Consider the following 16,702-nt stretch of genomic DNA (forward strand, 5'->3'; position numbering starts at 1 on the left):
GTGAGGTCAGGCGTCCAGGCCGGCCAGGACGAGGGGCAGGCGGTCCGTCCCCCGCTCGGTGAGTCGGACCGGGACGCCCCAGTCCTGCTGGTGGACATGGCAAGCGGGGTATTCGTTCGCAGGGTCGTCGTCGCAGGACGCGGCCATCGCGGAGACATGCAGGACGCCCTCCGGCACGGTGGGGTCGAGCTCCAGGGCGCGGGACAGGTCGGTTCCCGCGCCCTCGCCGTGTGTCAGCAGTTCCGGAGGCGCCGACGAGACCAGCAGGCGGGTCGAGGGGCCGTATCGGGTGTCGAGCTTCTGGCCCGCGGGCGCCTCGAAGATCACGTCCAACTGGAGCCGCCCGGGGGCCACTTCGGTCGCCTCGCGCCGGGTGCGGTGGGCGACCCCCGCCACGCGGACCGCCTCCTCCGGCAACCGCAGCCGGGTCAGGCGGTGCCGCGCCGACTCCACGACGACGATGTCGTCACCGGCCAGCACCGCGTCGCTCGGCTCGCGCAGATCCGTGGCCAGGGTGGTGACCTCGCCGGTCGCGGGGTCGAAGCGGCGCAGGGCGTGGTTGTAGGTGTCGCTGACGGCCACCGAGCCGTCGGGCAGGGCCGTGACGCCCAGCGGGTGCTGGAGCAGGGCCTGGGCGGCCGGTCCGTCGCGGTGACCGAAGTCGAACAGCCCCGTGCCGACGGCGGTGTGCACAGCGCCGTCGAGATCCACCCAGCGCAGGGCGCTGGTCTCCGAGTCCGCCAGCCACAGCCGCTCGGGCGTCGCCGCGAGGCCCGACGGCTGGGCGAACCAGGCCTCGGGGCCGGGGCCGTCGACCAGCCCCTCGTTGGTGGTACCCGCCGCGACGGCGACGCCGCCGCTCACGGGGTCGTAGGCCCAGAGCTGGTGCACTCCCGCCATGGCGATCCACACCCGGCCGCCGAAGAGGGCGACGTCCCAGGGCGAGGAGAGGTTCACCTCACGCGCCGGGCCCGATCTGGCGTCGCCCTGCATCCACTGCCTGCCGGTCCCGGCCAGGGTGCCGACCTCACCGGAGGTGAGATCCAGGCGGCGCAGGGCGTGATTGACGGTGTCGGCGACCACGACCGAGCCGTCGTCGAGGAGGGCGAGGCCCTGCGGCTCGTTGAAGGACGCCGCATCGGCCGGCCCGTCGGCGAACCCGCGCGCGCCGGAGCCGATCCGCCGGACCACGCTCTCCCCGTCCTGCGCCAGCTCCACGAGCTGGTGCCGGGTCGTGTCACTGACCAGGAACGTCCCCCCGGGCAGCAGCAGCGCCTTCCCCGGGAACCGCAGCACCGTCGGCTCGGGCTCCGGCGCCACGTACGGTCCGTCACCCCGCCGCAGGGTGCCCTTCGCGGCGTGCTCCGCCTCGAGCTCGGTCACCAGCCGCTCAATGGCGTGCACATGCCCCTCACCGGCGTGCTGGGCGACGACGTACCCCTCGGGGTCGATCACCACGAGCGTCGGCCAGGCACGCACCGCGTACTGCTTCCAGGTGCCGAGATCGGGGTCGTCGAGCACCGGATGCTCCACCCCGTACCGCTCCACGGCGTCCGCCACCGCCGCGTGGTCGGCCTCGTGCACGAACTTGGGCGAGTGCACGCCGACGACCACGACGGTGTCCCGATGCCTGGCCTCCAGCTCCCGCAGCTCGTCGACGACGTGCAGGCAGTTGATGCAGCAGAAGGTCCAAAAATCCAGGACGACGATGCGCCCTCGCAGGTCAGCCAGGCTGTACTGCTTCCCACCCGTGTTCAGCCAGCCGCCCTTGCCGATCAGCTCGGGGGCACGGACACGGGCGCGGCGGCGGCTCGGGGCCGGGGCGGAGTCGGTCATGGCTCAAGAGTGCCACTCACCACTGACAGTCACGCGACCCGCCTCCTCGCGACCCACAGTCACCCCAGCGTGTTGCCCGTCGTCGCGTCCACGTGGTCCGGGACGTCGTCGTGGCGGTCGCCGACGGTGAGGGTGCCGGTCGGTTCGAACAGGAGGATCGCGGTGGGGACGGGGGCGTACGGCTTGTGCTCGGTGCCGCGCGGGACGGTGAACAGGGAACCCCTGGGCAGGACCACCGTGCGCTCGCCGGCGGCCTCCCGCAGGGCGATGTGCAGTTCGCCCTCGATGACCAGGAAGAACTCGTCGGTGTGGTCGTGCGCGTGCCACACGTGCTCACCCTCGACCTTCGCGACGCGTACGTCGTAGTCGTTGACGGCGGTGACGATGCGGGGGCTCCACCGGTCCGAGAAGGATGCGAGGGCCTCGTCCAGTGCGATGGGTTCCATGCGGCCATCGTCGGCCGTGGTGACACACCCGGACGAGTGCTAGGAATTGCACATGCCGCAAGGATCCTCTCAGTCGGCGGGGCCGCATCGCGTCGTCCTGATCGTCGACGACAACTCCAACCCCTTCGAGATGAGCTGCGCGATCGAGGTCTTCGGACTGCGCCGGCCCGAGCTGGGCCGGGAGCTGTACGACTTCCGGCTGTGCGCGGCCGGACCTCGCACCCGGATGCGGGACGGCTTCTTCACGCTGACCGACGTCGCCGGGCTGGAGGCCGCCGAGGAGGCGGACACGCTGATCGTGCCGAACCGGCCGGACACCGGCACCCCGCGCGCGGGGGCGGTGCTCGACGCCGTACGCCGGGCACACGCGCGTGGGTCCCGGCTGATCGGCTTCTGCTCGGGCGCGTTCACCCTCGCCGAGGCGGGGCTGCTGGACGGCCGCCGGGCGGCGTGCCACTGGATGTGGGCCGAGTCGTTCCGGGCGAGGTTCCCGCGGGTGCGGCTGGAGCCGGACGTGCTGTTCGTGGACGACGGAGACATCCTGACCGCGTCCGGCAGCGCGTCGGCGCTGGATCTGGGCCTGCACGTCGTACGGCGGGACCACGGCGCCGAGGTCGCGGGCGCCGTCTCCCGGCGCCTGGTCTTCGCCGCGCACCGGGACGGCGGTCAGAAGCAGTTCGTGGAGCGGCCGTTGCCGGAGGTGCCCGACGAGTCCCTGGGACCGCTGCTGGCGTGGGCACAGGAGCGGCTGGGCGAGCCGCTGACCGTGGCGGACCTCGCCGCGCGTGCGGCGGTGTCCCCGGCGACCCTGCACCGGCGGTTTCGCGCGCAGCTCGGTACGACCCCGCTGGCGTGGCTGACCGGGGAGCGGGTGGCCCTGGCGTGCCGGTTGATCGAGCGCGGCGAGGAACGGCTGGACGTGGTGGCCGCGCGCAGCGGGCTGGGCACGGCGGCGAACCTGCGGGCGCGGCTACGGCGCGAGACCGGCCTCAGCCCGTCGGCCTACCGGCGGCGTTTCGGACCGGCCGCGGGGGAACCGGTCATGGCATGAGATTCCTCGTGCGCGAACGGCTCCTCGGCTTCGGTGACGACTACTGGATCGAGGACGACAGAGGCAACAAGGCCTATCTTGTCGACGGCAAGGCGATGCGGCTGCGCGACACCTTCGAGCTGAAGGACACCCGGGGGCGGGTGCTCGCCGACATCCGGCAGAAGATGTTCGCCCTGCGGGACACCATGGTGATCGAGCGGGACGGCGAGCCGCTGGCCCGCATCAGGCGCAAGCGGCTGTCGCTGCTGCGCAACCACTACCGGGTGAGCCTGGTCGACGGCACCGAACTCGACGTCAGCGGCAAGATCCTCGACCGTGAGTTCGCCGTCGAGTACGACGGTGAGCTGCTCGCCGTGATCTCCCGGCGCTTCCTGCACGTCAGGGACACCTACGGCGTGGACGTCGTCCGGGACGACGCGGACCCGGCGCTGCTGATCGCGGTGACGGTGTGCGTGATCCATCTGGCGGACAAGGAGCGGGAGGACGACTGATCCGGCTCCAGTCCCGCCCCCTCGTGACCGCGCGCGTTCAGCGTCGAGGGCGTTCCAGCCCCAGCACCCGGTCCTTCAGCGCCGGGAACTGATCCCGGGTCGTCGCCACCTTCCCGGGGTCGAACTCCACGGTGAGGACCTCCTGGTCCGGGCCGGCCTGCGCCAGCACCTCGCCCCACGGATCAACCACGATCGAGTGACCGGCCTGCGGAACTCCCGCGTGCGTCCCGGCCGTTCCACACGCGAGGACGAACGCCTGGTTCTCCACCGCCCGCGCCTGAGCCAGCAGCGTCCAGTGGGAGCGCCGACGCTCCGGCCACCCGGCCGGGACGACCAGGGTCTCGGCCCCGGCGTCGACGAGCCCGCGGAACAGCTCGGGGAACCGCAGGTCGTAGCAGGTGGCCAGACCCAGCGTCGTCGCGCCCGGCAGACGGACCGTCACCAGTTCGTCGCCCGCACCCATCAGCACGGCTTCACCCTTGTCGAAGCCGAACCGATGGATCTTGCGGTAGGCGGCGACCAGACCACCGGAGGGGGAGAGGACGAGCGAGGTGTTGTAGAGCGGCCCGTCGGGGTCACGCTCCGGAATCGAACCCGCGTGCAGCCACACACCCGTGTCGCTCGCCGCCTTGGCCATGGCCTCGTACGTCGGTCCTTCGAGCGGCTCGGCCTCCCGGCCGAACTCTTCGTAGGCGAAGGCCCCCGTCGTCCACAGTTCGGGCAGCACCACGAGATCGGCGCCGGCCTGCTCCCGTACCAGAGAAACCGCCCGCTGTCGACGTTCCGCGACCGATTCGCCCTCGTCTACGGCGATCTGGATCAGAGAGGCGCGCACACTACCACCGTCCTGGCATTCGAGCCGTCCACACAGGCCTACGATCGTCACACGAAAGCACTGCCGGGGTGCCTCATTGCAGCGTAACTTAGCGTTTCGAGACACCCGCCGAGTGCAGCCACCTCCCACTGGCACCGCCGCCACAACCTGCCCGTGTACCGACCGCCGAGGGGTCCCGTTCCGTGAGTCTGCATCCCACCCTCCAGCCCTACGCCGACGCCTGGACCCACTCCATCGAAGCGATATCCGAGCTGGTGCAGCCCCTCGTGGAGGGCGAGTGGAACCGGCGGACCCCGTGCCCGGGCTGGTCCGTGCGGGACGTCGTCTCGCATGTGATCGGGCTGGACTGCGAGATGCTCGGCGACCCGCGCCCGATCCACACCCTCCCGCGCGACCTGTTCCACGTCACCAACGACCACCAGCGCTACTCGGAGATGCAGGTCGACGTCCGCCGTCACCACACGGCGCCCGAGATGACCTCCGAGCTGGAGTACACGATCATCCGGCGCAACCGGCAGCTGCGGGGCGAGTCCCGCGACCCCGGCACCAAGGTGCGCGGCCCGCTCGGCACCGAGCTCACGCTGGAGGAGTCGATGCGGGGCCACGCCTTCGCCGTGTGGGCGCACGAGCAGGACCTGCGCGTCGCCCTCGGCCGCCCGGGCAATCTCGACTCCCCCGGCGCCCACGTCGCCCGCGACGTCCTGCTGGCCGAACTCCCGGAGGTCGTCGCCGCCAGGGCGAACGCGCCGCGCAGCTCGGCGGTCGTCTTCGACGTGCACGGCCCCATCGAGTTCCTGCGCACCATCCGCGTCGACATCCAGGGCCGCGGCACCCTCGAAACGGCCCCGGCCCTCGGCCCCGCCGCCACCCTCACTCTCGACTGGGAGACGTACGTCCGCCTGGCCTGCGGCCGCGTCACGCCCGAGGCGGCGATGGACCGCATCAAGGCGGAGGGAGACGCTGACCTGACGTCGGCGATCCTGCGCAACTTCACGGTGACGCAGTAGGCCGGCGCCGTCGGCGGCGGGGCGTGCCGCCCGGAGCGGCACGGTCGGGCGCAGCGGCACCCCGCCGGAGCCCCGCCGACGCCGGGTCGCGCGCCCACCCGGCCCGGCGCGGGGCACCGTCATGGCCCCGGCGCAGGCAGCGTCAGGCAGGGACGTGCACGGTCTCCACCCGGCTGGCCACCAGACGCTCCCGCTCCCGCCGCGCCGCCTGCTTCCGCAGCCGCAGCACCTGCGAAAGCCCCAGCGCCTGGAGCACGAACACGGACGAGAAGGCCACGGTGTAGTCGTTCCCGGTCGCGTCCAGCAACGCGCCCACCGCGAACAGCGTGGTCATGGAGGCGACGAAGCCACCCATGTTGGTGATCCCGGACGCGGTCCCCTGCCGCTCCGGGGGATTCGCCGGCCGGGCGAAGTCGAACCCGATCATCGAGGCCGGCCCGCACGCGCCGAGCACCACGCACAACACGATCAGCAGCCACATCGGCGTCCGGTCGGCCGGATAGAACACCGTCGCCGCCCACAGCAGCGACGTCGCCGCCACCGTGCCGAGGGCCAGCGGCAGCCGCGCCCCGTGGTGCCGGGCGACGATCTGGCCGTAGACGAGTCCGACGGCCATGTTCGACAGCACGACCAGGGTCAGCAGTTCACCGGCGGTGGCCCGGGACAGCCCCTGTGCCTCGACCAGGAACGGCAGTCCCCACAGCAGCAGGAAGACCATCGCCGGGAACTGGGTCGTGAAGTGCACCCACAGCCCGAGCCGGGTTCCCGGCTCCCGCCAGGACGCGGCGATCTGCCGCCGTACGTAGGAGGCCCCCATGTGCGGCACCGGCTCCGGCTCGTGCCCCTCGGGGTGGTCCTTCAGGAACAGCAGGAGCAGCACGAACACCACGACCCCGGCGAGCGCGCTGCCCGCGAACGCGGCCGTCCAGCCGATGCCGTGCAGCAGCCGGGCGAGCACGAGGGTGGAGACCAGGTTGCCCGCCATGCCGACAAGTCCGGCGAGCTGCGCGATCAGTGGGCCGCGCCGGGCCGGGAACCAGCGGGTGCCGAGCCGCAGCACGCTGATGAACGTCATCGCGTCGCCGCAGCCCAGCAGCGCGCGCGAGGCGAGTGCCGTGCCGTACGTGGGGGAGTACGCGAAGCCGAGCTGCCCGGCCGTGAACAGAACGACACCGAGGCCCAATACCTTCTTGGTGCCGAGCCGGTCGACCAGCAGGCCGACGGGTATCTGCATGCCGGCGTAGACCAGCAGCTGAAGGATCGAGAACGTCGACAGCGCGGAGGCGCCCACGTCGAACCGGTCGGCGGCGTCGAGGCCGGCGACCCCCAGCGACGTCCGGAAGATGACGGCGACGAAGTAGACCGAGACGCCTATGCCCCAGACGGCGACGGCGCGCCGGCCGCCGGGCGGATCGCCGGGCAGGGACACCGACGCGGAGCTCATCGGACCTCACCCCGCGCGAGGTGCGAGAACCAGCCGATGTGCCGGTGGACCACGTCGACGGCCGCGTCGGGGTCCCCGGAGCGCAGCGCGTCCAGGATGTGCTGGTGCTCCGCGAGCGTCTTGGCGATCCGGTCGGGGTGGGAGTGCATGACGGCGACGCCCATCCGCAACTGCCGGTCGCGCAGCTGGTCGTACAGCCGGGACAGGATCTCGTTGCCGCCGCTGCGGACGATCTCCGCGTGGAAGGAGCGGTCGGTGACGGCGGCGGCGGCCAGGTCCCCGGCGGCGGCCTGCTCCCTCTGCTGCTCCAGCAGCTCCTCGAGGCGCACGATGAGCCCGGAGGGCGCGGGTACGGCCTTGCGCGCCGCGTGTTCCTCCACGAGCAGACGGGTCTCGACGACGTCCGCGATCTCCTGCGCGGAGACCGGCAGGACCAGGGCGCCCTTCTTCGGGTAGAGCTTGATCAGGCCCTCGGCCTCCAGCCGCAGCAGCGCCTCGCGCACCGGGGTGCGCGAGACCCCGACGGCGTCGGCCAGCTCGCCCTCCGTGAGGAGGGTGCCGCCCTCGTAACGGCGGTCCAGGACGCCTTGCTTGACGTGGGTGTAGACACGGTCGGCGGCAGGGGGTTGCTTCACGGCTGCCAGGGTCATGCCGACAGGATAGATACAACACGTACGCATGGCCCCGTCCGTCCACGATGCGGACCTCGCCCGCGCCGCCCCGCGGACCACCCCGGGGCTTCTCCGGGAAGTTCCTCGCCCCGGCCCGAATCTTGCACAACCATTCGCGCTACCTACGTGTCACACCCATGCGGCCTCCTGCACTCCCGTTCAAGTGAGCCGCGCCATAGGGGCATTCGACGTATTCGGGGTATCTCAGTTGATAACCGGCATCAAGGGCATCCGTATCCGCAGAGCCGTCGCCGTCACCGCGACCGCCGGCGCTGTCTTCACCACCGGAGCCCTCACCGCGGCACCCGCGCAGGCCGTGGCCGCGCCCACGATCGTGGCCAAGGGCGGCTACATCATGGACAACGCCACCGGCAAGACCTTGTTCGACAAGTACGCGAACACCAAGCGCGCCACCGGCTCCACCACCAAGATCATGACTGCCAAGGTCGTGCTGTCCCAGCCGAACCTGAACCTGGACGCCAAGGTCACGGTCCAGAAGGTCTACAGCGACTACATCGTCTCGAACAACGCCTCGTCCGCCCGCCTGATCGTCGGCGACAAGGTCACCGTCCGTCAGCTGCTCTACGGGCTGATGCTGCCGTCCGGCTGTGACGCCGCCTACGCGCTCGCCGACAAGTTCGGCACTGGCTCGACGCGGGCCGCACGCGTGAAGTCGTTCATCGGCAAGATGAACACCACGGCGCGCTCGCTCGGCATGACGAACACGACGTTCGACTCGTTCGACGGCATCAGCAACGGCTCGAACTACTCCACGCCGCGCGACCTGACGAAGCTCGCCAGCAACTCGATGAAGAGCGCCACCTTCCGTGCCCTCGTGAAGACGAAGACCACGAAGCAGAAGGTCACCACGAAGAGCGGCGGCTACCGCTACTACACGTGGACCAACACCAACACGCTGCTCAGCAACTACAGCGGCGCCATCGGTGTGAAGACCGGCTCCGGCAGCATCGCCAAGTACTGCCTGGTGTTCGCCGCCACTCGCAACGGCAAGACCGTCATCGGCACGGTCCTCACCTCCACCTCGGCGGCCCAGCGCGAGGCCGACGCGAAGAAGCTCCTGAGCTACGGCTTCGCCCGACTGGGCTGAGCCCGCGCATCATCTCGACAGGGCCGGCCGCACACCGCGCGGTCGGCCCTTCGACTGTCCGAAACACATGTGTACGAACGTCGTATCGGATCGCGCACCCCGTTGACCGGACGAGGGCGGGAGCCGCGCGCCCCCGTGGGTGCGTGGCTCCCGCCCTCGTCATGGTGTTCGGCCGGCCGGCCCGTGGGGTCACGCCCAGGTGATCAGGCGCTTCGGCTGTTCCAGGATCGCCGCCACGTCCGCCAGCACCTTGGAACCCAGCTCGCCGTCCACCAGCCGGTGGTCGAAGCTGAGTGCCAGTGTCATGACCTGGCGGGGCTTGACCTTGCCCTTGTGGACCCACGGCTGGAGCTTGATCGCGCCGACCGCGAGGATCGCGGACTCCCCGGGGTTGAGGATCGGCGTCCCGGTGTCGACGCCGAAGACGCCGACGTTGGTGATGGTGACCGTGCCGCCCTGCATCGCCGACGGGGACGTCCTGCCCTCGCGGGCCGTGGCGACCAGCTCGCCGAGGGACGCGGCCAGTTGCGGGAGGGTCTTGTCGTGCGCGTCCTTGATGTTCGGCACGATCAGGCCGCGCGGGGTGGCCGCGGCGATGCCCAGGTTCACGTAGTGCTTGAGCACGATCTCCTGGTTGGCCTCGTCCCAGGACGCGTTGACGTCGGGGTTGCGCCTGATCGCCACCAGGAGGGCCTTGGAGATCAGCAGCAGCGGGTTCACCCGCAGGCCCGCGAACTCCTTGTCCTCCTTGAGCTCCTCGACCAGCTTCATCGTGCGCGTCACGTCGACCGTCACGAACTCGGTGACATGCGGGGCGGTGAAGGCCGAGCCCACCATCGCGGCGGCGGTGGCCTTGCGGACGCCCTTGACCGGGACGCGCGTCTCGCGGTCCGTGGCGTGCACCGGCGCGGTCGCCGCGGGTGCAGGCGTGGCCGCCACCGGCTCGGCGGCCGGCGCGGGAGCCGCCGCCGCGTGCACGTCCTCGCGCGTGATGATGCCGTCCGGGCCGGTCGGCACGATCACCGCCAGGTCGACACCGAGGTCCTTGGCGAGCTTGCGCACCGGGGGCTTGGCGAGCGGGCGCTCCCGCGGCAGCGCGGCGGGAGCCGCGGCGGCGGGTACCGGGGTGACCGAGGCCGGCGTGACCGGACCGCCGTGCCCGTTCAGCTCGGACTGCAGGGCGGCCGAGGCCGGCTGGACCGGGACCTCGGGGCCCTTGCGCGGGCGGCGCTTGGTGGAGGAGGTGGCCACGCCGTAGCCCACGAGCACCGGCTGGCGGCCCTCCGGCTTCGGCTCCTCCGCCGGCTCGGCGGGCGCCTGCGGCACGGGTGCCGGTGCCGCTCCGCCGCTCACGTCCACCGCGATGATCGACGTGCCGACGTCGACCGTGGTGCCCTCGGGGAAGTGCAGCGCGCGCACGACACCGTCGTACGGGATGGGCAGCTCGACCGCCGCCTTCGCCGTCTCGACCTCGCACACCACCTGGCCGTCGGTGACCCTGTCACCGGGCTGGACGTACCACTTGAGGATCTCGGCCTCGGTGAGGCCCTCCCCCACGTCGGGCATCTTGAACTCGCGCACGGAAGCTTCCGTCATCGTCGTCACGACCCTCTCCTCAGTACGCCAGCGAGCGGTCGACGGCGTCCAGCACCCGGTCCAGGCCGGGCAGGTACTCGTCCTCCAGGCGGGCCGGGGGGTACGGGGCGTGGTAGCCGCCGACCCTGAGCACCGGGGCCTCCAGGTGGTAGAAGCAGCGCTCGGTGATCCGGGCGGCGATCTCCGCGCCGGAGCCGAAGAACACCGGCGCCTCGTGGACGACGACCAGGCGGCGGGTCCTCTCGACCGAGGCCTGGATGGAGTCGAAGTCGAGGGGGGAGATCGAGCGCAGGTCGAGGACCTCCAGCGACTTGCCCTCCTCGGCGGCCGCGTCCGCGACCTCGTGGCAGAGCTTCACCATCGGGCCGTACGCGGCGAGCGTGAGGTCGGTGCCCTCACGGGTGACGCGCGCCTTGTGCAGCGGGCCGGGGATGGCCTCCGTGCTGACCTCGCCCTTGTCCCAGTAGCGCCGCTTGGGCTCGAAGAAGATCACCGGGTCGTCGCTCTGGATGGCCTGCTGCATCATCCAGTAGGCGTCCGACGAGTTGGACGGGGAGACGATCTTCAGGCCCGCCACGTGCGCGAAGAGCGACTCGGGGGACTCCGAGTGGTGCTCGACCGCGCCGATGCCGCCGCCGTAGGGGATGCGGACGACGACCGGGAGCTTGACCTTGCCGAGCGAGCGCGCGTGCATCTTGGCGAGCTGCGTGACGATCTGGTCGTACGCCGGGAAGACGAAACCGTCGAACTGGATCTCGACGACGGGGCGGTACCCACGCAGGGCCAGGCCGATCGCCGTACCGACGATGCCGGACTCGGCGAGCGGGGTGTCGATGACGCGGCTCTCGCCGAAGTCCTTCTGCAGGCCGTCGGTAACGCGGAACACGCCGCCGAGCTTGCCTACGTCCTCGCCCATGACGAGGACCTTGGGGTCGGCCTCCAGGGCGTGGCGGAGCGACTCGTTGATCGCCTTGGCCAGGGCCATCTTCTCCACGGCCATGTTCAGACCCCCTCTACGTCCGCGAACGACGCCTGGTAGGCGGCGAACTGGGCTCGCTCCTCGTCGACGAGCGCGTGCCCGTCCGCGTACACGTTCTCGAAGATGGCGAAACGGTCCGGGTCCGGCATCGCACGGACCGCTTCGCGCACTCGCCTGCCCAACGCCTCGCTCTCCGCCTCCAGTTCCGCGAAGAATCCCTCGTCCGCGTGGTTTGCGGCCTCCAGGTGGCGGCGAAGGCGCAGGATCGGGTCCTTCGCCTCCCAGGCGGCGCGCTCGTCGTCGTGCCGGTAGCGCGTCGGGTCGTCGGAGGTGGTGTGCGCGCCCATGCGGTACGTGTACGCCTCGACGAGCGTCGGACCCTCGCCGCTGCGGGCCCGCTCCAGCGCCCACTTGGTGACCGCGAGGCAGGCCAGCACGTCGTTGCCGTCGACGCGGACGCCCGGGAAGCCGTAGCCGCGGGCGCGTTGGTACAGGGGCACGCGGGTCTGCTTCTCGGTCGGCTCGGAGATCGCCCACTGGTTGTTCTGGCAGAAGAACACCACCGGGGCGTTGTAGACCGCCGAGAAGGTGAACGATTCAGCCACGTCGCCCTGGCTGGAGGCGCCGTCGCCGAAGTAGGCGATGACCGCCGAGTCCGCGCCGTCCTTGGCGACGCCCATCGCGTAGCCGGTGGCGTGCAGCGTCTGGGAGCCGATGACGATCGTGTAGAGGTGGAAGTTGTTGCCGTTCGGGTCCCAGCCGCCGTTGTTCACGCCGCGGAACATGCCGAGCAGGTTGGTCGGGTCGACCCCACGGCACCAGGCGACGCCGTGCTCGCGGTAGGTCGGGAAGACGTAGTCGTCCTCGCGGGTGGCCCGGCCGGAGCCGATCTGGGCGGCCTCCTGGCCGAGCAGGGAGGCCCACAGACCCAGCTCGCCCTGGCGCTGCAGGGCGGTGGCCTCGGCGTCGAAACGACGGGTGAGCACCATGTCGCGGTAGAGCCCGCGGAGCTCGTCGGGGGTGATGCCGTCGACGTACCGGTCGTACTCGGCGTTCTTGACGCGCTCACCCTCGGGCGTCATCAGCTGTACGAGCTCGGGGTCGGTGTCCTTGGCGGTGTTGCTGGTGGTGCGCTTGGTGCCGGCCTTGCCTCCGGCGCTGCGTCGCGGCTTGCGCGCGGCAGTGCTCTCCACGGTCACGTGTGCTCCTCCGTCGGTCCGGCCCCCGGGATTGCCGGGAAAGCCAGTGCGGCTCACCTGTTCCGTTCCCGTGCACGGGGTGGGTGCCGCTCGGCCGGAACAGGCGTGACAGGTGCCCCGGCGAGCGCCCTGCAACAGTCACGTTACCCAGTGCTCCACATTTCTGTGAAACCCCTCTTGACCTGCGTTTTTGCTTGGAGATCCAAGTAAATCGAAAAGCCTGGGAGGGGGCCCTGGTCACAGCCTTGCAGGGGGCCGGAACACCGGCACGTTATCCCGCACACCCAGCTCACGGGAAGAGCTGTATGTGAGACTGACCTCGTGCACGAAAACCGAAAAATACGGGTATTTCTGCTCGACGACCACGAGGTCGTCCGGCGTGGCGTGCATGAGCTCCTGTCGGTCGAGGGCGACATCGAGGTGGTCGGCGAGGCCGGCACGGCGGCCGACGCGCTGGTGCGGATCCCGGCCACCCGGCCGGATGTCGCGGTGCTCGACGTGCGTCTGCCGGACGGCAGCGGCGTCGAGGTCTGCCGCGAGATCCGCTCCCGGGACGACACCGTCGGGTGTCTGATGCTGACCTCGTTCGCCGACGACGAGGCCCTCTTCGCCGCGGTCGTGGCGGGCGCCTCCGGGTATCTCCTGAAGGCCGTCAGGGGCGACGAGCTGCTGTCGGCGGTGCGGGACGTCGCGGCCGGGAAGTCCCTGCTGGACCCGGCGGCGACGGCCCGGGTGCGGGAGCGGCTGCGCGACGGCGGGAGCGGGTCCGAGGACGACGAGCGGCTCGCGCGCCTCACCCGCCAGGAGCGCCGGATTCTCGAACTGATCGGCGAGGGACTCACCAACCGGCAGATCGGCGCACAACTGCACCTCGCCGAAAAAACGATCAAGAATTACGTGTCGGGTCTGCTCGCCAAACTCGGAATGCAGAGGCGTTCACAGGCCGCGGCTTACGTCGCGCGAATGCAGGCCGGGAAACAGTGACCGCGTTTGTCACGCCTGTCGTGACCGAAAGCGACCGCCGACGACTTCCTGTGACAACGTCCAGCTCACGCGCCCGGCTGGTGCCCTAGCATCTGGCGCGTGCCGCGCCCTTGTGTACCACCCCCCGTACCCCATGCGCCCCCGCTGAGCGCCCTCCTGCGCCAGTACGCCGCCGGTTCCGCCCTCGCCTGCGACCCGGTCGACCAGGGCCTGCTCAACCGGGGCTACCGGCTCTGCACGACCCGCGGCCGCTACTTCCTCAAGCACCATTTCGACCCCGACACCGCCGACCCGGCCGCCATCGAACGCCGGCACCGGGCCACCCAGCGGCTGGCCGACCTGGGCGTACCGGTGGCCCCGCCGCTGGCCGGGCGCGACGGGCGCACGGTCGCGGTCGTGGGCGGCCACGCGTACGCCCTGCACCCGTGGATCGACGGCCGGCACCGGCACGGCGGACAGCTCAGCACCGGTCAGTGCGCCCGCCTCGGAGCCCTGCTGGGCGCCGTCCACGCGACCCTGGAGCGCGTGATGCCGCCGAAGGGGCGCACGGCCCCGGCCACCAGCCCGCATCCCATGGAGAGCGCCGACCCCGCCAAGACGTTCGACCTCATCGACGACCTCCTCGCGCGCGTACGCCGGCACCGCCCCGCCGACTCCTTCGACGAGCTGGCCCGCCACCGCCTCCTGGAGCGGCGCGCGCTGCTGGAGCGGCACGCCGACCGGCGTCCCCCGCGCGGCGACTCGGTGGGCTGGGTGCATGGCGACTTCCACCCGTTCAACCTGCTCTACCGGGGAGACGCGCCGGCCGCGATCGTCGACTGGGACCGGCTCGGGGTCCAGCCCCGCGCCGAGGAGGCCGTACGCGCCGCCGCGATCTTCTTCGTACGGCCCGTCGGCACCCTGGACCTGCCGAAGGTACGGGCGTACGCGCGCGCGTACCTGCGGGCGGCCGGGGCCACGCCCTCGGAGCTCGCCGCGGCGGTGCACCGGGTGTGGTGGGAGCGGCTGAACGACTTCTGGATGCTGCGCTGGCACTACGAGCGCGGCGACACCCGCGCCGACCCCCAGTTCCCGGCGGCCTCGGCGTTGGCCGTGTGGTGGACGCGGGAGTACGACGCGGTGTGCGGGGCGTTCGTGGACTGAGCGTGGACCGAGCCGGTCGGTGGCCGCAACACGGCAGGCGCGCGTGGAGCCCGGTCGGGCCCGCACGCGCGCGTGGGGTGCTTCTCGGCGAAGCCGGATCCGCGGATCAGCCGCCCGTGGTGCCCTCGGTGAGGCCCTCGATCGTGCCGCCCGTCGGCTCCGGGTCCGTCGGCTCGGGGTCCGAGGGCTCCGGGTTCGAAGGCTCCGAGGCCGTGGGCTCCGGGTCCGTCGGCTCGGGGTCCGTCGGCTGCGTGTCCGTCGGCTCGTCGCTCGGCGTGTCGGAAGGGGTGTACGACGGGGTGTACGACGGCGAGTAGTCGCCCCATCCGGAGCCCGAGTTGTCGCCCTCGTTCTCGGTGGACGTGTCCGTGGACTCGTCGCTCGCCTGATCGCTCGGCGTCTCGCTCGACGTCTCCTTGTCGGCGCTCTGCGAGCTGGTCGGCGTCGGCTTCGTGCCCGTACCGCCACCGCCACCGCCGCCGTCGTTCAGCGCCAGCGCCACACCCGCCGAGATCGCGATCACGGCGAGCACGGCGAGGATCCACAGCTTGCCGCGCCCGCTGCCCCGGTTGCCGTCGCCCTCGAAACCGCCGTCGTCGCGGCCGCCGTGGCCCGGGATCATGGGCTGCGGGATCTGCGTGGTGCCCTCGGCCGAGTGCGGCAGCACGGCCGTGCCCGCCATGCCCATCGCCGGGGTCTTCCCGGAGTCGTGTGCCGTGACCGGGCCGGTGTTCCAGGTGCCGGTGTGGGGGCCCTGGTCGTACAGCATCTGCAGGCCGTACTGGACCAGCCCGCGCATCTCCTCGGCGGTCTGGAAACGGTCGTCCGGCTCCTTGGCGAGCGAGCGCATGACGAGCCCGTCCAGCTCCGCCGGGGAGCCCTCGTGGATCTCGGACGGCGGGGTGGGGATGTCCTGGACGTGCTGGTAGACCACCGACAGCGGGGTCTCACCGACGAACGGCGGGCGCAGCGCGAGGAGTTCGTACAGCAGACAGCCCGTCGCGTACAGGTCGGAGCGGTGGTCGACGGCCTTGCCGAGCGCCTGCTCCGGGGAGAGGTACTGCGGGGTGCCCATGACCATGCCGGTCTGCGTCATCGTCGTGGACGCGCCGTGCAGGGCGCGGGCGATGCCGAAGTCCATGACCTTCACGGCGCCGTTGTGGGTGATGATCACGTTCGCCGGCTTGATGTCGCGGTGCACGATGCCGTGCTGGTGCGAGTAGGCGAGCGCCTCCAGGACGCCGGAGACGATGATCAGTGCCTGCTCCGGGCCGGGCGCCTCGGCGTTGTGCAGCAGATCGCGGATGGTGCGGCCCTCGACCAGCTCCATCACGATGTACGGCACCGACTGGCCGCCCACGAAGTCCTCGCCGGAGTCGTACACGGCGACGATGGCATGGTGGTTGAGACCGGCCACCGACTGTGCCTCGCGCGTGAAGCGGGCCTTGGACACCGGGTCCTCGGCGAGGTCCGCGCGCAGCAGCTTGACCGCCACGGTGCGCCCCAGGCGCACGTCCTCGGCCGCGAACACCTCGGCCATGCCGCCCCGGCCGAGTCTGCCGGTCAGCCGGTACCGGCCGTCCCCGACAAGTCCGCCGTTACCCCACATCTCCGGCGCATCTGACATTCCGCCGCCAGTCGCCTCGGGGTCGGACGGGCCCTGAGCGCGCTGCTGCTGTGCCATCAGTCCTCGCCGTCGTTTCTGCCCGCGGTGCGCGCGGTGTTGTTACGGTCTCCGTCGGCCACGCTACAGCCTTCGCGCAAGCCGCCGGTCCGAGATGGATACAGGGACCGGTCCTGGACGGACGGGCCGTCGAACCGGTCATGAAACCCTCGTGCCGTCGCGTCGTGCAAATCCTGTGTACCGGCCGTACGGCCGCTGTAACGCTTCCGCGACGCTTCTTTCGCGTAC

At 71.3% G+C, this 16,702-nt stretch carries 15 protein-coding genes; 6 read left to right on the forward strand and 9 right to left on the reverse strand.

The window, feature by feature from the left end; translation table 11 throughout:
- Positions 1-6: 6 nt before the first annotated feature.
- The gene (locus ACFV6X_RS10110) at positions 7-1,836 is read right to left on the reverse strand and encodes an NHL domain-containing thioredoxin family protein (RefSeq protein ID WP_385380333.1); all 1,830 of its coding nucleotides are present in this window, start codon (positions 1,834-1,836) and stop codon (positions 7-9) included.
- 59 nt (positions 1,837-1,895) lie between these two features.
- A complete protein-coding gene (locus tag ACFV6X_RS10115) occupies positions 1,896-2,282 on the reverse strand; it encodes a cupin domain-containing protein (RefSeq protein WP_385380336.1) in 387 nt (128 codons plus the stop codon).
- Between the two features lie 52 nt (positions 2,283-2,334).
- Between ACFV6X_RS10115 and ACFV6X_RS10120 the strand changes: the two genes are divergently transcribed.
- Positions 2,335-3,333, forward strand: a complete 999-nt coding sequence (locus tag ACFV6X_RS10120; protein ID WP_385380339.1) for a GlxA family transcriptional regulator — start codon at positions 2,335-2,337, stop codon at positions 3,331-3,333.
- Positions 3,330-3,824 carry an LURP-one-related/scramblase family protein gene (locus ACFV6X_RS10125; protein ID WP_385380342.1) on the forward strand — a complete coding sequence of 165 codons (495 nt, stop codon included), beginning with the start codon at positions 3,330-3,332 and terminating at the stop codon, positions 3,822-3,824. Before ACFV6X_RS10120 ends, ACFV6X_RS10125 begins: the two co-directional genes overlap by 4 nt.
- A gap of 37 nt (positions 3,825-3,861) precedes the next feature.
- Here ACFV6X_RS10125 and ACFV6X_RS10130 read toward each other — a convergent pair whose 3' ends face one another.
- On the reverse strand, positions 3,862-4,659 hold the full coding sequence (locus ACFV6X_RS10130; protein ID WP_385380345.1) for a carbon-nitrogen family hydrolase: 798 nt from the start codon (positions 4,657-4,659) through the stop codon (positions 3,862-3,864).
- 182 nt (positions 4,660-4,841) lie between these two features.
- Between ACFV6X_RS10130 and ACFV6X_RS10135 the strand changes: the two genes are divergently transcribed.
- Positions 4,842-5,666 (forward strand): maleylpyruvate isomerase family mycothiol-dependent enzyme, encoded by an 825-nt coding sequence (locus tag ACFV6X_RS10135; protein WP_385380348.1) that lies wholly within the window; start codon positions 4,842-4,844, stop codon positions 5,664-5,666.
- A gap of 142 nt (positions 5,667-5,808) precedes the next feature.
- Here ACFV6X_RS10135 and ACFV6X_RS10140 read toward each other — a convergent pair whose 3' ends face one another.
- Together ACFV6X_RS10140 and ACFV6X_RS10145 are read right to left on the reverse strand one after the other, a co-directional pair.
- The gene (locus tag ACFV6X_RS10140) at positions 5,809-7,110 is read right to left on the reverse strand and encodes a nitrate/nitrite transporter (RefSeq protein ID WP_385380351.1); all 1,302 of its coding nucleotides are present in this window, start codon (positions 7,108-7,110) and stop codon (positions 5,809-5,811) included.
- Positions 7,107-7,760, reverse strand: a complete 654-nt coding sequence (locus tag ACFV6X_RS10145; RefSeq protein WP_385380354.1) for a GntR family transcriptional regulator — start codon at positions 7,758-7,760, stop codon at positions 7,107-7,109. The genes ACFV6X_RS10140 and ACFV6X_RS10145 overlap by 4 nt, the downstream gene beginning before the upstream one ends.
- A gap of 229 nt (positions 7,761-7,989) precedes the next feature.
- On the opposite strand from ACFV6X_RS10145, the gene ACFV6X_RS10150 reads away from it, so the two are divergent.
- On the forward strand, positions 7,990-8,889 hold the full coding sequence (locus tag ACFV6X_RS10150) for a D-alanyl-D-alanine carboxypeptidase family protein (protein WP_385380357.1): 900 nt from the start codon (positions 7,990-7,992) through the stop codon (positions 8,887-8,889).
- Positions 8,890-9,078: 189 nt separating this feature from the next.
- Here ACFV6X_RS10150 and ACFV6X_RS10155 read toward each other — a convergent pair whose 3' ends face one another.
- Genes ACFV6X_RS10155 through pdhA form a run of 3 tightly spaced genes read right to left on the reverse strand, consistent with a single transcriptional unit; the run spans position 9,079 to position 12,663 of the window.
- On the reverse strand, positions 9,079-10,494 hold the full coding sequence (locus tag ACFV6X_RS10155) for a dihydrolipoamide acetyltransferase family protein (RefSeq protein WP_385380360.1): 1,416 nt from the start codon (positions 10,492-10,494) through the stop codon (positions 9,079-9,081).
- Positions 10,495-10,504: 10 nt separating this feature from the next.
- Positions 10,505-11,485, reverse strand: a complete 981-nt coding sequence (locus tag ACFV6X_RS10160) for an alpha-ketoacid dehydrogenase subunit beta (protein WP_385380362.1) — start codon at positions 11,483-11,485, stop codon at positions 10,505-10,507.
- A 2-nt stretch (positions 11,486-11,487) separates the two neighbouring features.
- Complete coding sequence (gene pdhA / locus ACFV6X_RS10165) at positions 11,488-12,663, reverse strand: pyruvate dehydrogenase (acetyl-transferring) E1 component subunit alpha (protein WP_365456403.1); 1,176 nt, start codon at positions 12,661-12,663, stop codon at positions 11,488-11,490.
- 321 nt (positions 12,664-12,984) lie between these two features.
- On the opposite strand from pdhA, the gene ACFV6X_RS10170 reads away from it, so the two are divergent.
- Positions 12,985-13,647, forward strand: a complete 663-nt coding sequence (locus ACFV6X_RS10170; protein ID WP_385380365.1) for a response regulator — start codon at positions 12,985-12,987, stop codon at positions 13,645-13,647.
- A gap of 99 nt (positions 13,648-13,746) precedes the next feature.
- Positions 13,747-14,790: a phosphotransferase gene (locus ACFV6X_RS10175; RefSeq protein WP_385380368.1), complete on the forward strand. Its 1,044-nt coding sequence runs from the start codon at positions 13,747-13,749 to the stop codon at positions 14,788-14,790.
- A 106-nt stretch (positions 14,791-14,896) separates the two neighbouring features.
- On the opposite strand, the gene ACFV6X_RS10180 is transcribed toward ACFV6X_RS10175, so the two are convergent.
- Positions 14,897-16,474 carry a protein kinase gene (locus ACFV6X_RS10180; protein WP_385380371.1) on the reverse strand — a complete coding sequence of 526 codons (1,578 nt, stop codon included), beginning with the start codon at positions 16,472-16,474 and terminating at the stop codon, positions 14,897-14,899.
- Between the last annotated feature and the right edge of the window lie 228 nt (positions 16,475-16,702).

Origin of the sequence: Streptomyces sp. NPDC059861 (assembly GCF_042731435.1) — a bacterium.
In the GTDB taxonomy this organism is placed as follows: Bacteria; Actinomycetota; Actinomycetes; order Streptomycetales; family Streptomycetaceae; genus Streptomyces.

Bases quoted from the DNA above. Each gene is read 5' to 3' on its own strand.
- ACFV6X_RS10110 (WP_385380333.1), bottom strand. From the start codon at position 1,836: ATGACCGACTCCGCCCCGGCCCCGAGCCGCCGCCGCGCCCGTGTCCGT.
- ACFV6X_RS10115 (WP_385380336.1), bottom strand. From the start codon at position 2,282: ATGGAACCCATCGCACTGGACGAGGCCCTCGCATCCTTCTCGGACCGG.
- ACFV6X_RS10120 (WP_385380339.1), top strand. From the start codon at position 2,335: ATGCCGCAAGGATCCTCTCAGTCGGCGGGGCCGCATCGCGTCGTCCTG.
- ACFV6X_RS10125 (WP_385380342.1), top strand. From the start codon at position 3,330: ATGAGATTCCTCGTGCGCGAACGGCTCCTCGGCTTCGGTGACGACTAC.
- ACFV6X_RS10140 (WP_385380351.1), bottom strand. From the start codon at position 7,110: ATGAGCTCCGCGTCGGTGTCCCTGCCCGGCGATCCGCCCGGCGGCCGG.
- ACFV6X_RS10145 (WP_385380354.1), bottom strand. From the start codon at position 7,760: ATGACCCTGGCAGCCGTGAAGCAACCCCCTGCCGCCGACCGTGTCTAC.
- ACFV6X_RS10160 (WP_385380362.1), bottom strand. From the start codon at position 11,485: ATGGCCGTGGAGAAGATGGCCCTGGCCAAGGCGATCAACGAGTCGCTC.
- ACFV6X_RS10180 (WP_385380371.1), bottom strand. From the start codon at position 16,474: ATGGCACAGCAGCAGCGCGCTCAGGGCCCGTCCGACCCCGAGGCGACT.